This window comes from Streptomyces sp. NPDC005799 (genome assembly GCF_040630525.1).
Taxonomy (GTDB): Bacteria; Actinomycetota; Actinomycetes; order Streptomycetales; family Streptomycetaceae; genus Streptomyces; species Streptomyces griseorubiginosus_B.
Map to the genome: position 1 here is coordinate 145,061 of NZ_JBEXXQ010000018.1, position 19,013 is coordinate 164,073.

Consider the following 19,013-nt stretch of genomic DNA (forward strand, 5'->3'; position numbering starts at 1 on the left):
CGCACGTGCCACGGGTCTCCGAAATATTTCGCGACATCGGCGTACGAAATGTCGCGCACCGGGCGGCTCAGCGGGTCCCGCCGTCGGCGAACCGGGCGACGGAGGCGACGTTGGCCTTCGTCACGAACGCCGGGCCGGTGAGCACCGGCGAGACACCGCCGCCGCTGATGTTGCCGTTGGTCCGGTACAGCCACAGGCCGTCCACCGCGAGGTAGCCCTGCAGATACGGCTGTTGATCCACCGCGAACTGCACGTCCCCGCTCTGCACGGCCTCGACCAGATCCTTGTTGAGATCGAAGGTCGCGACCCCGGCCCGGCTGCCGGCCGCCTGCGCCGCCTTGACGGCCAGCAGCGCGAACTGGGCGCCGTTGGTGACGACTTCGTCGAGGCTCGGGTCCTGCCGCAGCTTGGCGGTGATCGCGGCGGAGGTGGCGGTCGGGTCGGTGCCCTCCACGTAGAGGTTCTCGGTCTGGCCGCCGAAGGTCTTCTTCATCCCGGCACAGCGGGCCTCCAGGCCCACGTTGCCGCGCTCGTGGATGACGCACAGCGCGTGCTTGGCGTCGAGGCCGTTGAGTTTGTCGCCGACGGCCCGCCCGGCGACGCTCTCGTCCTGGCCGAAGAACTCCAGGAGCCCGTCCGGCCGCCAGGAGTCGGTCCCCGAGTTGAGGCCGACGACGGGTATGTCCGCCGCCTTGGCCTGGGCGACCGGCCCCCGCATCGCCTGCGGTTTGGCCAGGGTCACGGCGATGCCGTCGACCTTCTCCCGGATGGCGTCGCGCACCAGTTCGGCCTGCCCCGACCCGTCCGGGTCGCTGGTGTACGTCAGATCGACGTCGTCCTTCGCGGCCGCCTCCTCGGCGCCCTTCTTCACCAGGTCCCAGAAGGCGTCGCCCTTCGCGCCGTGCGTGACCATGGCGATCCTGATGCGGCCGCCGCTGCCGGCCTTGCCCGCGGAGCCGGCGTCGGACTCGGACTGACCGCCGAAGGCGGAGCACCCCGTCACGAGAAGCCCGACGGCCACCGCGAGGGCGGCGACACGCACGGATCTGTGGGAGGCGGGAGGCGGGGGAGGAGTGTTCATGAGGGTGCGGCACCTCGCTGTGCGGCCGAACTGGAGAAACGGCGAGAGGAGCCCCGGACGCCGTCCGGCGTGCCGTGCGCCGTCCGGGTGACTCTCACTGGCCGGAGCCAATCGCGTGTGACCTCCGGTAGTCAAGTGAGCAGCCACTTTCAGTGAGTTGTCGCTGCCGCATCGTAATGAGATGCGTGGCGTCTACAGCTTGCGGCCCACCGCCCCGTACATGGCGATGTCCTCGTCGCGGACCGGCTCCGTGGCCGTGCCGTCGGGACGCCACTTGTGGACCTGGACGATGCCCGGCGCCACGAGGTCGAGGCCCGCGAAGAACTCCCCGGCCTCGGCGAGGGTGCGCAGCCGCATCGGCATGCCGCGGGCCGCGTACTCCCGGGCCACGCGGCCGACCTCCTCCGGCGCGAAGTCGGCCGTGCCGATGGACATCGCCAGGTAGCTGCCCGCCGGAAGCGGTTCCATGAGCCGGCGGACGATGCCGACGGCGTCGTGCTCGTCGAGCAGGAAGTGGACGATCGCGATGACGGTCAGGGCGACCGGCTCCGACAGGTCCAGGGTCTCGCGGAAAGCGGGCGCGTCCAGGATGGCCGCCGGGTCGCGCATGTCCGCCTCGACGTACGCCGTACGGCCCTCGGGCGTGCTGCTGAGCAGTTCCCCGGACAGGGCGAGGACGAGCGGGTCGTTGTCGACGTACACCACTCTCGACGCCGGGGCCGCGGACTGGGCGATCTGGTGGATGTTGGGCGAGGTGGGGATGCCGGAACCGATGTCGAGGAACTGCCGCACCCCCGCCTCCCGGGCCAGCCGGTGCACCGCGCGGTTCATCCAGTCCCGGTTGGCCCGCATGTGGACGGGAAGGGCCGGCCACTCCCGGCACATGGCGTCGGCCGCCTCCCGGTCGGCCGGGTAGTGGTCCTCGCCGCCGAGGATGTAGTCGTAGATCCGCGCCGCGTGGGCCGTACCGGTGTCCATGTCTCTCTCCATGCACCTCCCATCCCACCATCAACTCGACTCCAACCAGGGAACGTTGGCGCGGAGGCGGACACGACTCGGGCCCCGCGCCCACCGTCGTCGTACGACGGTCGAGGCACGGGGTCCTGTCGCTCCGCGGTGCTACAGCTGTACGGCCTCCGCCGAGGCCTTCGCTTCCTTCCTGCGCTGTCGCCTGCTGACCCGCGGCTCCTGGTCCGGCAGCCAGCCGAAGGCCATGCAGCTGCCGACGGCGCCGAGGGCGAGGCCGATGAAGAAGCCGCCCAGGTTGGAGGTGAGCCAGGTGCCCAGGGAGGACAGGATTCCGATGATCGAGTAGAACAGCCGCTGCCCCGGGCTGAGGATGGTCAGCAGCCCGCACAGCAGCATCACGGTCGGCAGCAGATACCCGGCCAGGCCCTGCATCCCGATGTGCATGATGACCTTCAACGAGGCCTTCTCGGTGAAGAGGATCTCCGCTCCGCCGAGCGCGAGCAGCAGCCCGCCCCAGAACGGCCGACGGGCCCGCCATCCGTCGAAGGCGGGCCGCCACTCCTTGCGTGGAGTGTCCTCGGACATCAGCAACCCGAGTCGCTGAAGCTGAGCTTGAGGCCGGGCAGCTTGAAGACGCCCGCGGTGGTCGCGTAGTTCGTCTGCCGCAGGTTGTCGATGTGCACGGTGTCGGCCTGCTGGCTGAAGACGCCCTCCGGACCCTTCACGCCGGCCTTGGTCAGCGTGCTCGCGTCGTTGCCGATCTCGATGTTGTTGAACGAGGCGTCACCGGTCAGCTGGGTCGAGTCCGTCGTCAGATTCGTCGCCTGCACCTTGGACGAGCCGCTGCCCGCCTTGATCAGCAGGTTGGTGCCGCCGAGGTCGACGCTCTGGCACAGGCTGTCCAGCGTCGCGTTCTTGATGGCGGAGGTGACGACCAGCACCTGACCGCCGGTGTCACCGGCGTTCGGGCTGTTGTCGATCATGCTGTCGAGCGCGCCGAACTGCTCGAATCCGGTGCCGTCGAGCGACTTCGCGGTGACCGTGAAGGGCATGCCGGAGATCGAGAAGGACACACCCAGGGCGCCCTGGGCGGTGAGGATCGCGAGGCCGGCGAGGGCTCCGACGGCGGGGACCGCCATCACCGCGGCGCGGCGCAGCCGGACCCGCCCGCGTCTTGCGGGGTCGAGCGAGGAACCGCTTTCCGGGTTCCCTGGTGTGAGGTCGGCGGACGAGGCCATTTCTGCTCCCATGTGCATAGTCAGTGCGGGTTGGGCATCAGCGGCGCGTTGTCCTGGCGCGGACAGCGGCTGCGGGCGCACGCCTCCTCCCAACTCCCGGACGGATGGAAGGGCTTTCTCGTACTCCGCAGTAGCCAACCGGGAAGTTACCCGTGGTTACTTTGGGGGGTCAAGGGAGTTGTGAAAAAAGGATGTTGATTGTGCACCGCCTGTGCCCCGCTGCTGGCTGGGGCTTTGCCCGGGCGCCACGCCTTGGCTGTCGAATTCCTTGAACGATCGTCAACTCGCTTGTAGCCGCTTGACGTTGACTGACCCTCAGGTCTACAACTCTCCCTGGCTTCCCCCGGATCCGTGGCGCCGGATCCAGCCACGCGGCATCGTCCGCGTTTCCCGGACCTCAGTTGTCCATCACGGGCGCAGCGCCGCCCGGCACAAACCCTTCACGGCCCGGCACGGGCACTTCCCCCCTGCTCCGTCGCCGGGTCGAGTCTTCCGTCCGGCCCGGCCGCCGGCCCTCCCCACGGGTCTTCGGTCGGTCCCCGGCCGGTCGTCGTTGCCGGTCCGTGACGTACGGAGAAGGCGTCACGGACCGGCAACGGCGAATGGGCACGCGCCTTCGTTTCCAGCCACCCCCCACGTCCCACATCACCCCCAACCCCCACTTTCGAAAGAGGCACTCGCATGCGCACTCGCACCCTCCTCACCCTCGTCGGCACCGTCGCCGCCCTCTCCATCCCGGCCGCCATGCCGGCGTCGGCGGCCGACACCCCCGTGCTGACCACCGGCTCCACCGGCGGCACCGCCGTCGCGGTCGGCGACGTCCTGACCGCGCCGCTGGCCAGCGGCACCTCCGCGACGCTGTACTCCAGCGCGACCGGCACCAGCGGTGTCTCCTGCACGTCCTCGACGTTCACCGCCACGGTCACGGACAACCCCAGCGCCCCCGGCACCGCCACCGAGTCCGTCGGCGCGCAGACCTTCGACAGCAGCAGCTGCACCAGCAACGTCCTCGGCGTGACCGGCGTCACCAGCATCACGGTCGACAACCTGCCGTACACCACCACGGTGGCCTCCGACGGCACGCTGACCGTGACCCCGGCGAGCGGCTCCACCATCCAGACCACGGTCAAGCTGAAGACCCTGCTGGGCTCCATCTCCTGCGTCTACCAGGCCCCCAGCCTGACCGGCACCACCAGCAACACCGACGCCAGCATCAACTTCACCAACCAGCAGTTCACCAAGACGTCCGGCTCGTCGCTCTGCTTCAGCAGCGGCTACTTCACCGCCAAGTACGCCCCGGTGGCGGACAACGGCGCGACGGTCTACGTCAACTGACCCTCGCAGCCCGGTAGTTCAGCGTCGACGCAGACGCAGGGCCAGGGCGGCGCCCCCGGTGAGCACCAGCACCGCGGCGGCGCCGCCCGCCATCATGGGCGCGGACGGGCCCGAGTCGGCGGTCTCGGTGGCGGCGACGGGCGTGCTGTCGGGCTGCGACGGTGCCGCGCTCGCCGCCGCAGCCGTCGTCGTCCGCTGCGCGGGACTCGCCGGCGTACGCGGCTTCTGGGCCGTCGGCGCGGGCGTCGCGCTCGCGGTCCGGCCGCCGCCGCTCGACGCGGGCGCCGAGGCCGTCGAACCGCCGCTGCCCGCCCCCGGGAACACCACGTCCGAGCAGGAGTAGTACGTGTCGGGCGTGCTGCTGGTCTGCCAGATCGTGAAGAGGACCTGACGTCCGGTGCGATTCGCCGGGAGCTTCGCCGTGAAGTGGTAGGCGCCGCCGGTCAGGGCCGGGTCCTTGACCGAGGCGAACGGCTGGGCCGGCAGGTCGGACCAGGTCAGTGGTTTCGTCGGGTCGTACCCCGGCTTGGTGAGATAGAGCCGGAAGGTACCCGCGTGCGGGATCGGCGCGGCGTACGTCATGCTCAGCGTCGCGCCCGGCTTCAGGCTTGTCGAGGGCCAGTCGGAGCGGGCGAGGTCGAGGCCCTTGAACTCCGCCAGCCCGCCGCTGCACAGCTTTCCGTCCGGGATGGTCTGCCGGTCGCGGCCGTTGACGTCCGAGACCCGTACGTCGTCCCAGAAGGTGAACGGGGCGCCGTTGGCCGCCACCGCCGCCTTGCAGGCCGCCGTCCTGGCGTTCGCCCCGCCGTCCGGGGAGCAGGCGTAGCCCCGGCTGACCGGATCAGTCGGCGCGCCGTGCGCCTGCGCCGGGCCGGCCGCCCACAGCGGCAGCAGGAACGGGGTCACGACGGCGGCCGCCAGGGCGGTGCGGTATGCGGTCATCCGGACCATCCGGAACGCCTCCTCGGCCGACACGGGAACGGGCTGCTCCCGTGGAGTACGGGAAACCGGCGCGGCGCGTTCAGGGTGGGGAGGGAGCGCCGTGTTCGGTGCGGAGTGCTTGCCGTGTTCGGTGGGGAGGGAGCGCCGTGTTCGGTGCGGAGTGCTTGCCGTGTTCGGTGGGGAGGGAGCGCCGCGGTCGGTGCGGAGTGCTTGCCGTGTTCGGTGGGGAGGGAGCGCCGCGGTCGGTGCGGAGTGCGTGCCGTGTTCGGTGCGGAGGAAGCGCCGTGTTCCGTGCGGAGTGAACGCCGGTCGCGGGCGACGCGTACAGGACACGGCGCGCCGTACATGGGGAGGCGGGCCGTCGACGGGCGGGCCGGTGCGAATGGGACCGGCCCGCCCGCCCTTCCGGGCTCGGTGGTATGTGACATAGCACTGAGCGGTTCAGTGCTATGTCACATACCACCGCCTCAGGAGGCGCGTGAGGCGAGCGACGCCAGTACCCGTGGCCCCCGGTCCGGCGCGGTGTCGATGCGGGGGAGCAGGCCCGGTACCGCGACGCTGGGCAGTACGTGGGCCCACAGGACCGAGATCCGCTGCGCGAGGTCGCCCCGGCCGGTCAGCGCCCGGGACAGCAACTGGATCCCCGCGAAGGCGCCGACCACCAGCTCGGCCGTGTCCCCGGGTTCCACTGTCGGCAGCAACTCCCCCTGCGCGCAAGCCTGTTGCAGCAGACACACCAGTCGGTCGGTCCACTGCCGGAACGGCCCGCTGTGCTCGACCCCGGGCACGCTGCGGTCCACGGCGAGTCGGACGCCGCCCTTCAGCAGTGCGTCGTCGAGCAGGTGCTGACCGAAGACGAAGGTGACGTCGACGATCTCCTGCAGCTTGCACGGCTGCGGCGGAACGGCGCCGACGGGCAGCGGCTCGTCCAGCACGGCCCGGGCCAGCGATTCCTTGGAGGGGAAGTGGAAGTACAGGGCGCCCTTGGTCACTTCGGCCCGTGCCAGCACCATCGCGATGGTCGTGGACGTGTAGCCGTGCTCGTCGAAGACCGCGCCCGCGGCCTCGAGGATCATCCGGCGGGTCCGGACGGCGCGCTCCTGTCTCGCCATAAGTGCCCCTCTGCTGAGCCGAGTTGGCAGTCACCCTCGTCTCATTGGCAAACCAACCGGTCGCCTCGTACTGTAGGCCCTGCGTCCGCTGCGGGGGATCGAGGAGGGACATGCCTCAACCGGCCCTGACGGTCGTCGTCCACCGGCGTCCCGTACGCGGCGGTGACACGTGTCGCGGCAGGTTCCCATGGTGTGTCCGTACCGCACGTGCTGTTTTCCTCGGTGATGTCCGGCGTGTGCCCAACTCCCGCCCGGGCAGGGCCGGTCGACGTTCTCGGGGTGCGCCGTCGGCGCCGTCGTACGGTGAGATATCGTGTACGGGGAGTGAGAAACATACTGCACGACCCGTTTTCCCAGTCCCAGGAGTGTTCAGCCGATGGCGAGGCAGTTACGCGCCGAACAGACCCGCGCGACGATCATCACGGCCGCAGCAGAACTGTTCGACCGCCACGGCTATGAATCGACCAGCCTGAGCGACATCGTGGAGCACGCCCAAGTCACCAAGGGCGCCCTGTACTTCCACTTCGCGGCCAAGGAGGATCTGGCCCACGCCATCATGGAACTCCAGTCCAGGGCCTCGCGCGAGGTCGCGGGTGAACTGGAGGGCCGGGGCTACTCCTCCCTCGAGACCCTGATCCGCGTCACCTTCCGCATCTCCCGCATGTCCGTCGAGGGACCCATCCAGCGGGCCGGACTCCGCCTCGCCACCGGCGCCATAGAGGTGCGCCCGCCGCTGGCGCACCCCTTCACCGAGTGGCGCGAGCTCGCCTCCCGCAAGCTGCACGGCGCGGTCAGGGAGTCCGACATCCACCCGGACATCGATATCGAGGCCACCGCCCACGCCCTGGTCAGCTGGTTCGTCGGAACCCGCGTCGTCGGCCGCCACCTGGAACCGGTCGCCCGCCAGCCGCGCCGCGTCGCCGAGATGTGGCACGTCATGATCCGCGGCCTGGTCCCGGTCACCCGCCGCGCCCGCTATCTGAACCTCACCGCACGCCTGGAGCGGGAGATCAGGACGGCCTGACCCGCGCGGTACGGTGAGGCGCATGCCCGACACCCCGTCCGCGCCGCCCGTGATCCTCGGCAACGAGCCGGGTTCCTTCCCGCACGGAGTCCTCGCCGAGCGGCACCCCGCGATCATCCGGCAGGTCCGGGAGTCCTTCCCATACGGCCCCGCCCGGCACCGTGCCCTCGACGCCCTGCTGGAAAGCTGCACCAAGGGCGTCGTCGAACCGCTCCCGCCCGACGCCCACGACCGTGACCGCTGGGCGCAGTGGGGCCTCGACGAGTACGTCGGTCATTCCTGGTACGACCTCCCCTGGCTCTGGTCCGAGAGCTACTTCTACCGCCAACTCCTCGACGCGGTCGGCTACTTCACCGAAGGCCCGTGGCAGGGCATCGACCCCTTCCGCCCCTCCAAGCTGGGTGAGCTGGACGCCCCGGAGGCGGCGGAGGAACTGACCGCGCTCGACCGCCTCGCCGGCCTGCCGCCCGCCGAACAGGCACAGGCCCTCCTGCACGGCTCCCTCTGGGGCAACCGCGCCGACCTCGGCTTCCGTCTCTCCGACGCGAGCGCAGGCACCAAGGAGGCCGCGCCCGGCCTGGTCGCCGACGACAGCGACCTGCTCTGGTCCCTGCTCCCGCCCTCCGGCGCCGCCACCTTGTCCCTGATCGCCGACAACGCGGGCCGCGAACTCATCCCCGACCTGCTCCTCATCGCCCACATCCTCCGAAGCGGCCAGGTGCGGCGGGCGTTCCTGCACGTCAAGCCGTACCCGTACTACGTCTCCGACGCGACGACCGCCGACGTGCTCGACGCGCTGCGGCGACTGAACGGGGCGGAGGGCGCGGCGGCCGCGTACGGCAGGGTGCTGTGGGCGGCGATGACCGACGGGCGCCTCGTCCTGCGCGCCCACCCCTTCGCCGCAGCCCCACTGCCCTTCGCCGACCTGCCCGCCGACCTCCGCGACGACCTCGCCCCGAGCGACCTGACGATCGTCAAGGGCGACCTCAACTACCGTCGCCTGGTGGGCGACCGCCTCTGGCCGCCCACCACCCCGTTCGCCGGGGTCACCACTCACTTCCCCACTTCCGTGGCGGCCCTGCGCACCCTGAAGTCCGACGTGATCACCGGTCTGGCCGCGGAGACGGAGTCCGCGCTGGTGGCGGCGGAGGGGCAGCGCTGGCGGACCGGCGGGACCCACGCGCTGATCCAGGTGCGGACCTGATCCGCCTCAACACACCTGTGTGGGCAGCGACTTGATGCCGTTGATGAAGTTCGACACCAGTCGCCGGGCCGGTCCGGCCGGGCGCAGGACCGGCAGGGCGTGCAGCGCCTCGGCGTAGAGGACCCGCAGTTGCAGCCGGGCGAAGTGGGCGCCCAGACAGACGTGTGGGCCGTCGCCGAAGGACACGTGCGGGTTCGGGGTGCGGGCGAGATCGAGACGGTCGGGGTCGGTGAAGACCCGCTCGTCGTGGTTGGCGGAGGCGTGGAAGACGACCACCTTGTCACCGGCGCGGATGCGGCGGTCGGCGAGGGTCGTGTCCTGAGCAGCGGTCCGGCGGAAGCTGAGCACGGGCGGATGCCGGCGCAGTAACTCCTCCACGGCGACCGGCAGTTCGGCCTTTCCGGCACGGAGCCGCTCGTACGCCTCCGGGTGCTCGGCCAGGGTCAGCAGGCCGCCCGGGGCCGCGCTGCGTACGGTGTCGTTGCCCGCGACCGTGAGCAGGAAGAAGAACATCTCCAGTTCCGCGTCGGCGAGTTCGGGCTCGTGGGCGAGCGTCGTCATCACGTCGTCGGCGGGACGGCGGCGTTTGTGGGCGGCCAGCCGCTGGGCGTAGGCGAACATGTCGGCCAGGGCGGCGGGGGAGCGGGGGTTGACCGGCTTGCCCGCCGCGTCGAGCGTGGGCGGACCGGCCTCGTCCGGGTCCTGGTAGCCGATGACGCGCCGGGTCCAGTGCAGCAGCAGATCCCGGTCGGAGTCCGGGACGCCGAGCAGGTCGGAGAGGTTGAGCAGCGCGTAGTCGTCGGTGACGGCGCCGACGAGATCCACGGTGCCGTCCGTCGCCCGCGCCGTCCGCAGGGCCTCGCCGAGCAGGGTGCGGGCCCGCTCCCGGGCGACGGCGGTGAACCGGTCGACACGGCCCGGGGTGAACGCACGGCTGACGAGACGCCGCAACCGGCCGTGCCCCGGCGGATCCTGATTGAGCATCATGCGTCGGATGAACGGCAGGTCGGCGGGATCGGGGTCGCGGATCTGCGTGGCGCCGAGACGGGAGGAGTACGCCCCCGAGTCCTTCAGTACACGGACGACGTCCGCGTGCCGGGTCACCGCCCAGAACCCGGGACCGGCCGGCCAGCCCAGCACCTCCGGCTCCTCCTGCCAGGCCACGGGGTGATGGTCGCGCAGGACGCGGTAGGCGTCGTACGGCACCCCGGTGGCATAGCGCCGCGGATCGAAGACGTCCGGGACGGGCGGGGCCTCGCGCATGGTCATGCGACCAAGGTGACCGCACGGCCGGTGACCGGGCAAGGGAACGCGCGCGGCGCGGGCGTTGTTGCGCTTGTCGCCGGGCCGCTCACCGGCTCGGGTGTCCGCGTCACCGTACGAGGGGAGAGCGAACGACATGCTGCGCATCGGAGTGGCCCCGCACCGTCTGTGGCCCGCGCGGGAGGAGGAGGTCGACGGCGTGCTGGAGACCTCCCGCACCGCCGAGCGGCTGGGCTTCGACCACGTCTTCGTCAGCGGCCACGCGCTCGCCGGCGAGACCGGCGTGACGCCCGACCCGCTGGTGACCCTGGCCGCCGTGGCCGGGGCGACCACCCGCGTCGGCCTGGTGACCAGCGTGCTCGTGCTGCCGTTGTACGACCCGGTCCTCCTCGCCCACCAGGCGGCCACCCTCGACCGGCTTTCCGGGGGCCGCTTCACCCTGGGTGTCGGCACCGGCTGGGACCAGCGGGAGTTCGAGGCCGTCGGCGTGCCCTTCGCCGGGCGAGGCCGGCGGGCGGACGAACAGCTGGCCGCCGTACGGCGGTTGTGGCGCGACGAGGCGGAGGTACGGCTCGGTGTGCGGCCGCGCACCGAGCCGGGGCCGGCCGTGTGGGTGGGCGGGCAGAGCGACGCGGCGCTGCGCCGGGCACTGCGGTACGGCGACACCTGGCACGGCGCCGGGCTCGACGCGGCCGGGCTGCGGGCGGTGCGCGAGCGGCTCGAAGCGCTCGGGAACGTGGCCGCCCGGGATCCGCGGACGCTGGGGCTGACGGCGGGCCTCTCGCTCGTACCGCCGGGGTTCACGGCGGCCGTGCGGGCACCGGGGCGCCTGCTGGGCGGCCCTGACACGAGCGCGGAGAGCGTACGGGACGAACTCGGCGCGCTGGCCGACGCGGGGCTCTCCGTCTGCTCGCTGTGGCTGGCTGTCGCCACCGAGGCGCTGCCCGACGCGCTCGGGTGGGTGGCCGAGGAGGTCCTTTCGCATTTCTCCAAAGAGTGACGCTTCGACGCCTTCTCATGTGGTGATCATGACAATTCCTTGATAGTCATGCCCGCATGGCGTTACGTCGATTGCGGCCGGGAATCGGAAAGCCGGCGGTCGTCCTGGCCGCCCTGACACTGCTCCTCGCCGGCTGCGGCGACAAAGGGGGCTCCACGGCGACGGACGGGGGCCGCACGAAGATCACCGTGGCCGCCCTGCCCCTGACGGACACGGCGGCGGTCTATCTCGCCCGCGACCGCGGACTGTTCGAGAAGGCGGGGCTGGACGTCACCGTCCAGCCCGTCCAGCAGAGCATCCAGGCGCTGCCCGCCCTGGCCAACGGGCAGGTCGACGTGATCGCCGGAGCGAACTACGTGACGTTCCTGCAGGCGGAGGAGAAGGGCACGCTCGACGTGCGGGTCCTCGCCGAGGGGGTGCGGACCGCGCCGCACATGATGGACGTCCTGGTGCCGAAGGACTCCGGCATCAAGACCCTCGCCGGTCTCGCGGGCCGCACGGTCGCCGTCAACATCCTCAACAACATCCAGTCGCTCACCCTGAACGCGATCCTCGACCAGCGGGGCGTCGGGCGGCCGGTGTACCGGCAGATCGCCTTCCCCCAGATGGGGCCCGCCCTGCAGCGGGGACAGGTGGACGCCGTACACGCCGTGGAGCCCTTCGACAGCGCGATCCAGGGGCAGTTGAAGGCACGGGTGCTGCTCGACGGGGCGTCGGCGCCCGTCGGGTCGCTGCCCATCAGCGGGTACGTCACGACACGGAGGTTCGCCGACGGTCACCCGCGGGCGGCCGCCGCGTTCCGGCGTGCCGTCGAGGCCGCCTCGAAGATCGCCGCGTCCGATCCCGCGGCCGTGCGGGCCGAACTCCCCAAGTACACCAAGGTGACCGCGGACCAGGCCACGTCGATCGGCCTGCCGACGTACGCGACCGCCACGGACCTCGCACAGCTGCGGCGGCTGACCGAACTCATGCGAAGACAGGGACTGTTGAAGAAGGCGATCGATCCGGCGACGTTGCTGGTCAAGTGACGTGGGAGCGGCGGAACGTGAAGCGACGTCAGGAACTGGTGCTGGGTGGCCTGGGTGTGCTGCTGGCGTTCGGCGCCTGCGAGGCGGTGGGCCGCGCGGGGATCGTCCGGCGCGACTATCTGCCCCCGGCCTCCGAAGTCCTCGCCCGCGCGGTGGAGTTGGCGGGCGACAGCGCCTTCCTCGCCGGGATCGGCGCGACGCTGCGGGCATGGGCGCTGGGGCTCGGCCTGGCGATCGTGCTGGCGGTGCCGCTCGGCCTGCTGCTCGGCAGCGTGCCCATCGTCGACTCGGCGGTTCGGGTGATCGTCGAGTTCCTGCGGCCGTTGCCCTCGGTGGCGTTGATCCCTCTGGTGTCCCTGCTTCTCGGCACGGGCACGGAGACCAAGGTGGCGCTGATCGTGTACGCGTCGGTGTGGCCGATCCTCCTCAACACGATCTACGGCCTCGGCGAGACCGACCCGCTGGCCAAGGACACCTTGCGCGCCTTCGGCTTCGGCCGCCTCTCCGTCCTCCTGCGCGCCGAACTCCCCGCCACGGCGCCGTTCATCGCGGCCGGCGTCCGTATCTCGGCGGCGATCGCGCTGATCCTCGCCGTCGCCACCGAGATCCTCTCCGGCTTCGGTGAGGGCCTCGGCATCTTCATGGCCCAGGCCTCCCTCGCCACGGACGGCACCCGCGACGTCCTCGCGGGTGTGCTCTGGGCGGGCGCCATCGGCCTGACGATCAACAGCGTCCTGGTCCGGGCGGAACGGCGGTTGTTCCCGTGGACACCGGATCGGAGGGCGGCTGCGTGAGCGGAGGGCGGGGGACGGTCGGCCACCCCCACCCCGCCGCACGCCCCGCCTTCTCCTGGCGGCACGCCGTGCTGCGGCTGCTGGTGCTGCTCGTCGCCCTCGGGGCCTGGCAGTGGGGCGCTCTGGCCCGTGGGAGTGTCTACTTTCCGCCGCCGAGTCGTATCGTCCTCCGTGCGCGGGAGCTGTGGTTCTCGGGGCCCGCCCGGCACGCGTTCCTCAGTGCGGCCGGGACCGGGGACGTGCTGCCGAGTCTCGGGCGGATGGCGGTCGGGTTCGGGATCGCGGCCGTCGGCGGGATCGCGGCCGGCGTGCTGGTGGGCCGCTCGGCCTGGGCGTACGCGCTGTGCAACCCGGTGCTCCAGTTCGCCCGCGCCGTACCGCCCCCGGCGCTCGTGCCCGTCTTCGTCGTCGTGTTCGCCTTCGGTACGCCGATGCAGATCGCCTCGATCGCGTTCAGCGCGGTGTGGCCCGTCCTCATCAACACCGCCGAGGGCGTCCGCGCCACCGACCCCCTGCGCCTCGACGTCGCCGCCGTCCTGCGCCTGAACCCCTTCGAACGGCTCCGCTTCCTGCTCCTGCCCTCCGCGCTGCCCCACATCTTCGCCGGGCTGCGCCTGAGCCTGTCCCTCTCCCTCATCCTCATGGTGTTCTCGGAACTCCTCCCCGGCACCGCCAACGGCATCGGCTTCACCCTCACCGACGCCCAGTCCCGCTCCGACCTGCTCACCGTGTGGGCGGCGCTCCTCCTCCTCGGCGTCCTCGGCCACCTCCTCAACACCGCCCTCCTGGCCGTCGAACGACGGATGACCGGGAGAAGGAGACCCACGTGACCCTCCGCCTCGACGCCCTCGGCCAGCGCTACGGCGACCACCCCGTCCTGCACGACATCACCCTCACCGTTCCCGACGGCCAACTGCTGTGCGTCGTGGGCCCGTCGGGCTGCGGCAAGTCCACACTGCTGCGCACCATCGCCGGCCTCCAGCCGGCCCGAGAGGGCACCATCACCCTGGACGACGTGCCGGTCAGCGGCGTACCCGACCATCTCGCCGTCGTCTTCCAGGACTACGGCCGCTCGCTCTTCCCCTGGCTCACGGTCCGCGACAACGTGGCGCTCCCGCTGCGCCGCCGCGGCCTCGCCCGGGCCGGGCGGCGGGCCGAGGCCGACCGCATCCTGGAGCGCGTCGGCCTGGACGGCGCCGCCCGCCGCCACCCCTGGCAGCTCTCCGGTGGCATGCAGCAACGCGTCGCCATCGCCCGCGCCCTGGTCTGCCGTCCCTCGCTGCTGCTGATGGACGAGCCCTTCGGCTCCCTGGACGCCCAGACCCGGGAGGACCTGGAGGACCTCCTCCTCGAGGTGCACCGCACCGACGCCACCACCATCGTGTTCGTCACCCACGACATCGACGAGAGCGTCTACGTCGGCGACCGCGTCGTCGTCCTCTCGCCGGGCCCCGCCTCCCGCGTCGTCCTCGACCTCCCCGTCGAACTCCCCGGCAAGCGCGACCAGATCGGCACCCGCGGCCTGCCGGAGTTCGTCGCGCTGCGGGCGGAGGTGGGCCGGGCCGTGCGTGGAGCGTGAAACCCTGCCCGGTTCCCGGATTCCGCGTCGGTTCACGCGATGGTGTGATCATGTCCCGGCTCGCGGATGCCCCCCGAGGGCCCTGGGTAGGGCCCGGCCATGACGCAGCAGCCCTTCGAACTCCCGCACTTCTACATGCCGTACCCGGCGCGGCTGAACCCGCATGTCGACGAGGCGCGTGCCCACTCGACGGCGTGGGCACGCGAGATGGGCATGCTGGAGGGGTCCGGGATCTGGGAGCAGTCCGACCTCGACGCGCACGACTACGGACTGCTGTGCGCCTACACCCACCCCGACTGCGACGGCCCGGCGCTCTGCCTGATCACCGACTGGTACGTGTGGGTGTTCTTCTTCGACGACCACTTCCTGGAGACCTTCAAGCGCACCCAGGACCGGGCCGGCGGCAAGGCCTGTCTGGACCGGCTGCCGCTGTTCATGCCGATGGACCCGGCGACCCCCGTGCCCGAGCCGCAGAACCCGGTCGAGGCGGGCCTCGCGGATCTGTGGGCGCGCACAGTACCGGCGATGTCCGCCGACTGGCGCCGCCGTTTCGCGGTGGCGACCGAGCACCTGCTGAACGAGTCCCTGTGGGAGCTGTCCAACATCAACGAGGGCCGGATCGCCAACCCGGTCGAGTACATCGAGATGCGCCGCAAGGTCGGCGGCGCGCCCTGGTCGGCGGGCCTCGTGGAGTACGCGACGGCCGAGGTCCCGGCGTCGGTCGCCGCGTCGAGGCCGCTGCGGGTGCTGATGGAGACCTTCTCCGACGCCGTCCATCTGCGCAACGACCTGTTCTCCTACCAGCGCGAGGTCGAGGACGAGGGCGAGCTCAGCAACGGCGTGCTGGTCCTGGAGACCTTCTTCGGCTGCACCACCCAGGAGGCCGCCGACACCGTCAACGACATCCTGACCTCCCGGCTGCACCAGTTCGAGCACACCGCGCTCACCGAGGTCCCCGCGCTCGCCCTGGACAAGGGCCTCACCCCGCCCGAGGCCGCCGCCGTCGCCCGGTACGCCCAGGGCCTCACGGACTGGCAGTCCGGCGGCCACGAGTGGCACATGCGCTCCAGCCGCTACATGAACGCACGCGCGCGTGCCGCCAGGCCCTGGCACGGCCTGACCGGTCCCGGATCCTCCGCCGCCGACGTCGGCGCGCTGCTCGCCGCGGCCGGCGCCGAACGCCTGCGCGCGTACACGCACGTGCCGTACCAGAAGGTCGGACCGTCCCTGCTGCCCGACTTCCACATGCCCTTCCAGGTCGAGCTGAGCCCGCACCTGCCCGGCGCCCGCGAATGCCTCACCGGCTGGATGCACCGCATGGGCATGCTGCAGGAGGGCGTCTGGGACGAGGACAGGCTCGCCGCCGCGGACCTCCCGCTGTGCGCCGCCGGCCTCGACCCGGACGCCACACCCGAGGCCCTCGACCTCGCCTCCCAGTGGCTCGCCTGGGGCACGTACGGCGACGACTACTACCCGTTGGTGTACGGCCACCGCCGCGACCTGGCCGCCGCCCGCCTCACCACCCGGCGCCTGGCGGACTGCATGCCCGTCGACGGCGAAGGGGTCCTCGTCCCGGCCAACGGCATGGAGCGCGGACTGGTCGACCTGTGGGCGCGCACCACGGCGGAGATGACCCCCGGCGAGAGGCGTTTCCTCAAGGACGCGGTGAACGTCATGACCGAGAGCTGGGTGTGGGAGCTGTCCAACCAGCTGCAGCACCGCATCCCCGATCCGGTCGACTACCTGGAGATGCGCCGCGCCACCTTCGGCTCCGACCTCACCCTCAGCCTGTGCCGCATGGGGCACGGCCCCGCCGTACCGCCCGAGGTCTACCGCAGTGGACCCGTCCGCTCCCTGGAGAACGCCGCCGTCGACTACGCCTGCCTCCTCAACGACATCTTCTCGTACCAGAAGGAGATCGAGTACGAGGGCGAGATCCACAACGCGATCCTCGTCGTGCAGAACTTCTTCGGCGTCGACTACCCGACGGCGCTCTCGGTCGTCCACGACCTCATGACCCAGCGCATGCGCCAGTTCCAGCACGTCGCCGCTCACGAACTGCCCGTCGTCCACGACGACTTCGACCTGTCGGAGCAGGCCCGCGAGGTCATGCGCGGCTATGTGGCCGACCTGGAGAACTGGATGGCCGGCATCCTCAACTGGCACCGCTCCGTGGACCGTTACAAGGCGGACCACCTCGCCCGGCGCACCCACGGCTTCCTGCCCGATCCGCGAGCCGCTGTCACCATCCACTGAAACTTTTCGTGCGGAACGGGACATTCAGGGAACTTCACCGGGATGTCAGGAGTCTTCTGAGGCAAGGGGAACAGACAACAGAACACACGGGGGTGTTCGACTTGACCGACATCATCGAAAGGATCACCGAGAACGACGGCACGGGAAGGGCGGCACCGGCACCGGACGAACTGGTGCCGTACGTGACGCCGTTACCGGTCCCGCCCGTCCTGCGGCCGGGCGCCGGCGACGTCCTGCGCGAGACGGAGATCGCCGTCCGCCCCACCTGGGTCCGGCTGCACCCGCAGCTCCCGCCGACCCTGATGTGGGGCTACGACGGCCACGTACCGGGACCGACCATCGAGGTGCGCCGGGGCCGGCGGGTCCGCATCGCCTGGACCAACCGCGTACCGAGCGGCAGCGAGTACCCGGTCACCTCGGTCGAGGTACCCGTCCGCGCGCCCGGCACTCCGCCCGCCACCACCGAGCCGGGCCGCGAGGGCGCCGAACCGAACAAGGACGTCGCGGCCCTGCCCGCCTGGACGGTGACCCATCTGCACGGGGCGCAGACGGGCGGCGGCAACGACGGCTGGGCCGACAACGCCGTCGGGTACGGCGACGCCCAGCTGTCGGAGTACCCGAACGACCACCAGGCGGTGCAGTGGTGGTACCACGACCACGCCATGAACATCACCCGGTGGAACGTGCACACGGGCCTGTACGGCACCTACCTGCTGCGGGACGACGAGGAGGACGCCCTCGGGCTGCCCGGCGGGGACCGGGAGATCCCGCTGCTGCTCGCCGACCGCAACCTCGACACCGACGAGGACGGAAGGCTCAACGGACGGCTGCTGCACAAGACGGTGATCGTCCAGCAGCAGAACCCGGAGACGGGAAAGCCGGTCTCCATCCCGTTCACCGGCCCGTACACGACGGTCAACGGCCGCATCTGGCCGTACGCCGGGGTGGACGCCGCCTGGTACCGCTTCCGGCTGGTCAACGCCTCCAACGCGCGCATCTACGAGCTCGTCCTGGTCGACGAGGACGACCACCCGGTCCCGGGCGTCGTCCACCAGATCGGCAGCGACGGCGGGCTCCTGCCGCGCCCGGTCCCGGTCGACTTCGACGAGACGCTGCCCACGCTGACCGCCGCGCCGGCCGAGCGCTTCGACCTGCTCGTCGACTTCCGCGGCCTCGCCGGCAAGAAGCTGCGCCTGGTCAACAAGGGCCGTGGCCAGGCCCCGGGCGTGCCCGACCCGGTGAACGACGTGCGCTACCCGGCCGTCATGGAGTTCCGGGTCGGGGCGGGAGAGTGCACGGACACCTTCGAGCTGCCCGAGGTGCTCTCCGGCTCCTTCCACCGGCTCACGCACGACATCCCGCACGGCCACCGCCTCGTCGTGCTCACCGTGCCCGGCACCAAGGGCTCCGGCGGCCACCCGGAGATCTGGGAGATGACCGAGGTCGACGATCCCGGCGAGCTCCAGCCGCCCGCCGACGGCGTCATCCAGCTCACCGGCGCGGACGGCACCACGAAGACGTACCGGCGCACCTCCCGGACCTTCAACGACGGCCTGGGCTTCACCGTCGCCGAGGGCTCCTACGAGCAGTGGAGCTTCCTCAACCTCGCGCCGATCGTCCACCCGATGCACATCCACCTGGCCGACTTCCAGCTGCTGGGCCGGGACGCCTACGACGTCTCGGGCTTCGACCCGGCGGCGGGCGGCACCCGCGTGCCGATCGCGTTCGACGCGACCAAGCAGCTGCCGCTCGCGCCCAACGAGCGCGGCTACAAGGACGTCTTCCGGGTGCCCGGCGGCCAGATACTGCGTGTCATGGGGAGGTTCGACGGTGCGTACGGCCGGTTCATGTACCACTGTCACCTCCTCGAACACGAGGACATGGGCATGATGCGGCCCTTCGTCGTCATGCCCGAGGAGGCCATGCGGTTCGACCACGGCGGGGCGCACGGCGGCCACGGGGAGGGTCACACGGGCTGAGACCCCCGCCCGCGCGCGTGCTCCACCGCGGCTCGCGCCAGCGCCCGGATCATCGGGTGCGGGCGCGAGCCGTCCTCGTACAGCTCGGGCTGGAAGAGGGAGGCCGGGAAGAAGGCTTGATTTCCATCGATGGTTGCGAACGCTCAGGAAGGAGATCGTTCGCATGCCTCGCGGAGGAGCCAACCGCAAGCCGACGGCGGCCAGACAGC

General features: G+C 71.2%; 17 protein-coding genes. 10 read left to right on the top strand and 7 right to left on the bottom strand.

The window, feature by feature from the left end:
* Positions 1-67 precede the first annotated feature (67 nt).
* The 4 genes from ABZ453_RS19675 to ABZ453_RS19690 all read right to left on the bottom strand — a co-directional run bounded on the left by ABZ453_RS19675 (position 68) and on the right by ABZ453_RS19690 (position 3,288).
* Complete coding sequence (locus ABZ453_RS19675) at positions 68-1,081, bottom strand: sugar ABC transporter substrate-binding protein (protein WP_359016209.1); 1,014 nt, start codon at positions 1,079-1,081, stop codon at positions 68-70.
* Between the two features lie 192 nt (positions 1,082-1,273).
* Positions 1,274-2,059, bottom strand: a complete 786-nt coding sequence (locus tag ABZ453_RS19680) for an SAM-dependent methyltransferase (protein ID WP_359016210.1) — start codon at positions 2,057-2,059, stop codon at positions 1,274-1,276.
* Positions 2,060-2,200: 141 nt separating this feature from the next.
* The gene (locus ABZ453_RS19685; protein WP_359016211.1) at positions 2,201-2,635 is read right to left on the bottom strand and encodes a DUF6114 domain-containing protein; all 435 of its coding nucleotides are present in this window, start codon (positions 2,633-2,635) and stop codon (positions 2,201-2,203) included.
* Positions 2,635-3,288 (bottom strand): DUF6230 family protein, encoded by a 654-nt coding sequence (locus ABZ453_RS19690; protein WP_359016212.1) that lies wholly within the window; start codon positions 3,286-3,288, stop codon positions 2,635-2,637. Before ABZ453_RS19690 ends, ABZ453_RS19685 begins: the two co-directional genes overlap by 1 nt.
* A gap of 681 nt (positions 3,289-3,969) precedes the next feature.
* Between ABZ453_RS19690 and ABZ453_RS19695 the strand changes: the two genes are divergently transcribed.
* Positions 3,970-4,623, top strand: a complete 654-nt coding sequence (locus ABZ453_RS19695) for a Tat pathway signal sequence domain protein (RefSeq protein ID WP_359016213.1) — start codon at positions 3,970-3,972, stop codon at positions 4,621-4,623.
* 18 nt (positions 4,624-4,641) lie between these two features.
* Here the strand turns inward: ABZ453_RS19695 and ABZ453_RS19700 are convergent, their stop codons facing one another.
* Together ABZ453_RS19700 and ABZ453_RS19705 are read right to left on the bottom strand one after the other, a co-directional pair.
* Positions 4,642-5,574: a lytic polysaccharide monooxygenase gene (locus ABZ453_RS19700; RefSeq protein ID WP_359016214.1), complete on the bottom strand. Its 933-nt coding sequence runs from the start codon at positions 5,572-5,574 to the stop codon at positions 4,642-4,644.
* A 458-nt stretch (positions 5,575-6,032) separates the two neighbouring features.
* Positions 6,033-6,677, bottom strand: coding sequence for a ScbR family autoregulator-binding transcription factor (locus ABZ453_RS19705; RefSeq protein ID WP_359016215.1), 645 nt, complete (start codon positions 6,675-6,677; stop codon positions 6,033-6,035).
* Between the two features lie 376 nt (positions 6,678-7,053).
* Here ABZ453_RS19705 and ABZ453_RS19710 point away from each other — a divergent pair, with 376 nt between their 5' ends.
* On the top strand, positions 7,054-7,701 hold the full coding sequence (locus tag ABZ453_RS19710; RefSeq protein WP_359016216.1) for a ScbR family autoregulator-binding transcription factor: 648 nt from the start codon (positions 7,054-7,056) through the stop codon (positions 7,699-7,701).
* A 22-nt stretch (positions 7,702-7,723) separates the two neighbouring features.
* Complete coding sequence (locus tag ABZ453_RS19715; RefSeq protein WP_359016217.1) at positions 7,724-8,905, top strand: damage-control phosphatase ARMT1 family protein; 1,182 nt, start codon at positions 7,724-7,726, stop codon at positions 8,903-8,905.
* 6 nt (positions 8,906-8,911) lie between these two features.
* On the opposite strand, the gene ABZ453_RS19720 is transcribed toward ABZ453_RS19715, so the two are convergent.
* The gene (locus tag ABZ453_RS19720) at positions 8,912-10,174 is read right to left on the bottom strand and encodes a cytochrome P450 (protein ID WP_359016226.1); all 1,263 of its coding nucleotides are present in this window, start codon (positions 10,172-10,174) and stop codon (positions 8,912-8,914) included.
* Positions 10,175-10,304: 130 nt separating this feature from the next.
* Between ABZ453_RS19720 and ABZ453_RS19725 the strand changes: the two genes are divergently transcribed.
* The 7 genes from ABZ453_RS19725 (at position 10,305) to phsA (ending at position 18,804) form a co-directional block, all read left to right on the top strand.
* Positions 10,305-11,168: a TIGR03619 family F420-dependent LLM class oxidoreductase gene (locus ABZ453_RS19725; protein WP_359016218.1), complete on the top strand. Its 864-nt coding sequence runs from the start codon at positions 10,305-10,307 to the stop codon at positions 11,166-11,168.
* A gap of 56 nt (positions 11,169-11,224) precedes the next feature.
* Positions 11,225-12,196: an ABC transporter substrate-binding protein gene (locus ABZ453_RS19730; RefSeq protein ID WP_359016219.1), complete on the top strand. Its 972-nt coding sequence runs from the start codon at positions 11,225-11,227 to the stop codon at positions 12,194-12,196.
* A gap of 17 nt (positions 12,197-12,213) precedes the next feature.
* Positions 12,214-12,990: an ABC transporter permease subunit gene (locus ABZ453_RS19735; protein WP_359016220.1), complete on the top strand. Its 777-nt coding sequence runs from the start codon at positions 12,214-12,216 to the stop codon at positions 12,988-12,990.
* A complete protein-coding gene (locus tag ABZ453_RS19740) occupies positions 12,960-13,820 on the top strand; it encodes an ABC transporter permease subunit (protein WP_359016221.1) in 861 nt (286 codons plus the stop codon). The genes ABZ453_RS19735 and ABZ453_RS19740 overlap by 31 nt, the downstream gene beginning before the upstream one ends.
* Entirely contained in the window at positions 13,817-14,569 is a 753-nt protein-coding gene (locus ABZ453_RS19745) for an ABC transporter ATP-binding protein (RefSeq protein ID WP_359016222.1), read from the top strand. The genes ABZ453_RS19740 and ABZ453_RS19745 overlap by 4 nt, the downstream gene beginning before the upstream one ends.
* Before the next feature lie 99 nt (positions 14,570-14,668).
* On the top strand, positions 14,669-16,825 hold the full coding sequence (cyc2, locus tag ABZ453_RS19750; RefSeq protein ID WP_359016223.1) for a germacradienol/geosmin synthase Cyc2: 2,157 nt from the start codon (positions 14,669-14,671) through the stop codon (positions 16,823-16,825).
* Between the two features lie 101 nt (positions 16,826-16,926).
* Complete coding sequence (gene phsA / locus ABZ453_RS19755) at positions 16,927-18,804, top strand: O-aminophenol oxidase PhsA (protein WP_359016224.1); 1,878 nt, start codon at positions 16,927-16,929, stop codon at positions 18,802-18,804.
* Positions 18,805-19,013: the final 209 nt, after the last annotated feature.

Bases quoted from the DNA above. Each gene is read 5' to 3' on its own strand.
- ABZ453_RS19695 (WP_359016213.1), top strand. From the start codon at position 3,970: ATGCGCACTCGCACCCTCCTCACCCTCGTCGGCACCGTCGCCGCCCTC.
- ABZ453_RS19710 (WP_359016216.1), top strand. From the start codon at position 7,054: ATGGCGAGGCAGTTACGCGCCGAACAGACCCGCGCGACGATCATCACG.
- ABZ453_RS19715 (WP_359016217.1), top strand. From the start codon at position 7,724: ATGCCCGACACCCCGTCCGCGCCGCCCGTGATCCTCGGCAACGAGCCG.
- ABZ453_RS19720 (WP_359016226.1), bottom strand. From the start codon at position 10,174: ATGACCATGCGCGAGGCCCCGCCCGTCCCGGACGTCTTCGATCCGCGG.
- cyc2 (WP_359016223.1), top strand. From the start codon at position 14,669: ATGACGCAGCAGCCCTTCGAACTCCCGCACTTCTACATGCCGTACCCG.
- ABZ453_RS19675 (WP_359016209.1), bottom strand. From the start codon at position 1,081: ATGAACACTCCTCCCCCGCCTCCCGCCTCCCACAGATCCGTGCGTGTC.
- ABZ453_RS19700 (WP_359016214.1), bottom strand. From the start codon at position 5,574: ATGGTCCGGATGACCGCATACCGCACCGCCCTGGCGGCCGCCGTCGTG.
- ABZ453_RS19690 (WP_359016212.1), bottom strand. From the start codon at position 3,288: ATGGCCTCGTCCGCCGACCTCACACCAGGGAACCCGGAAAGCGGTTCC.
- ABZ453_RS19685 (WP_359016211.1), bottom strand. From the start codon at position 2,635: ATGTCCGAGGACACTCCACGCAAGGAGTGGCGGCCCGCCTTCGACGGA.
- ABZ453_RS19705 (WP_359016215.1), bottom strand. From the start codon at position 6,677: ATGGCGAGACAGGAGCGCGCCGTCCGGACCCGCCGGATGATCCTCGAG.
- ABZ453_RS19725 (WP_359016218.1), top strand. From the start codon at position 10,305: ATGCTGCGCATCGGAGTGGCCCCGCACCGTCTGTGGCCCGCGCGGGAG.
- ABZ453_RS19730 (WP_359016219.1), top strand. From the start codon at position 11,225: ATGGCGTTACGTCGATTGCGGCCGGGAATCGGAAAGCCGGCGGTCGTC.
- ABZ453_RS19680 (WP_359016210.1), bottom strand. From the start codon at position 2,059: ATGGACACCGGTACGGCCCACGCGGCGCGGATCTACGACTACATCCTC.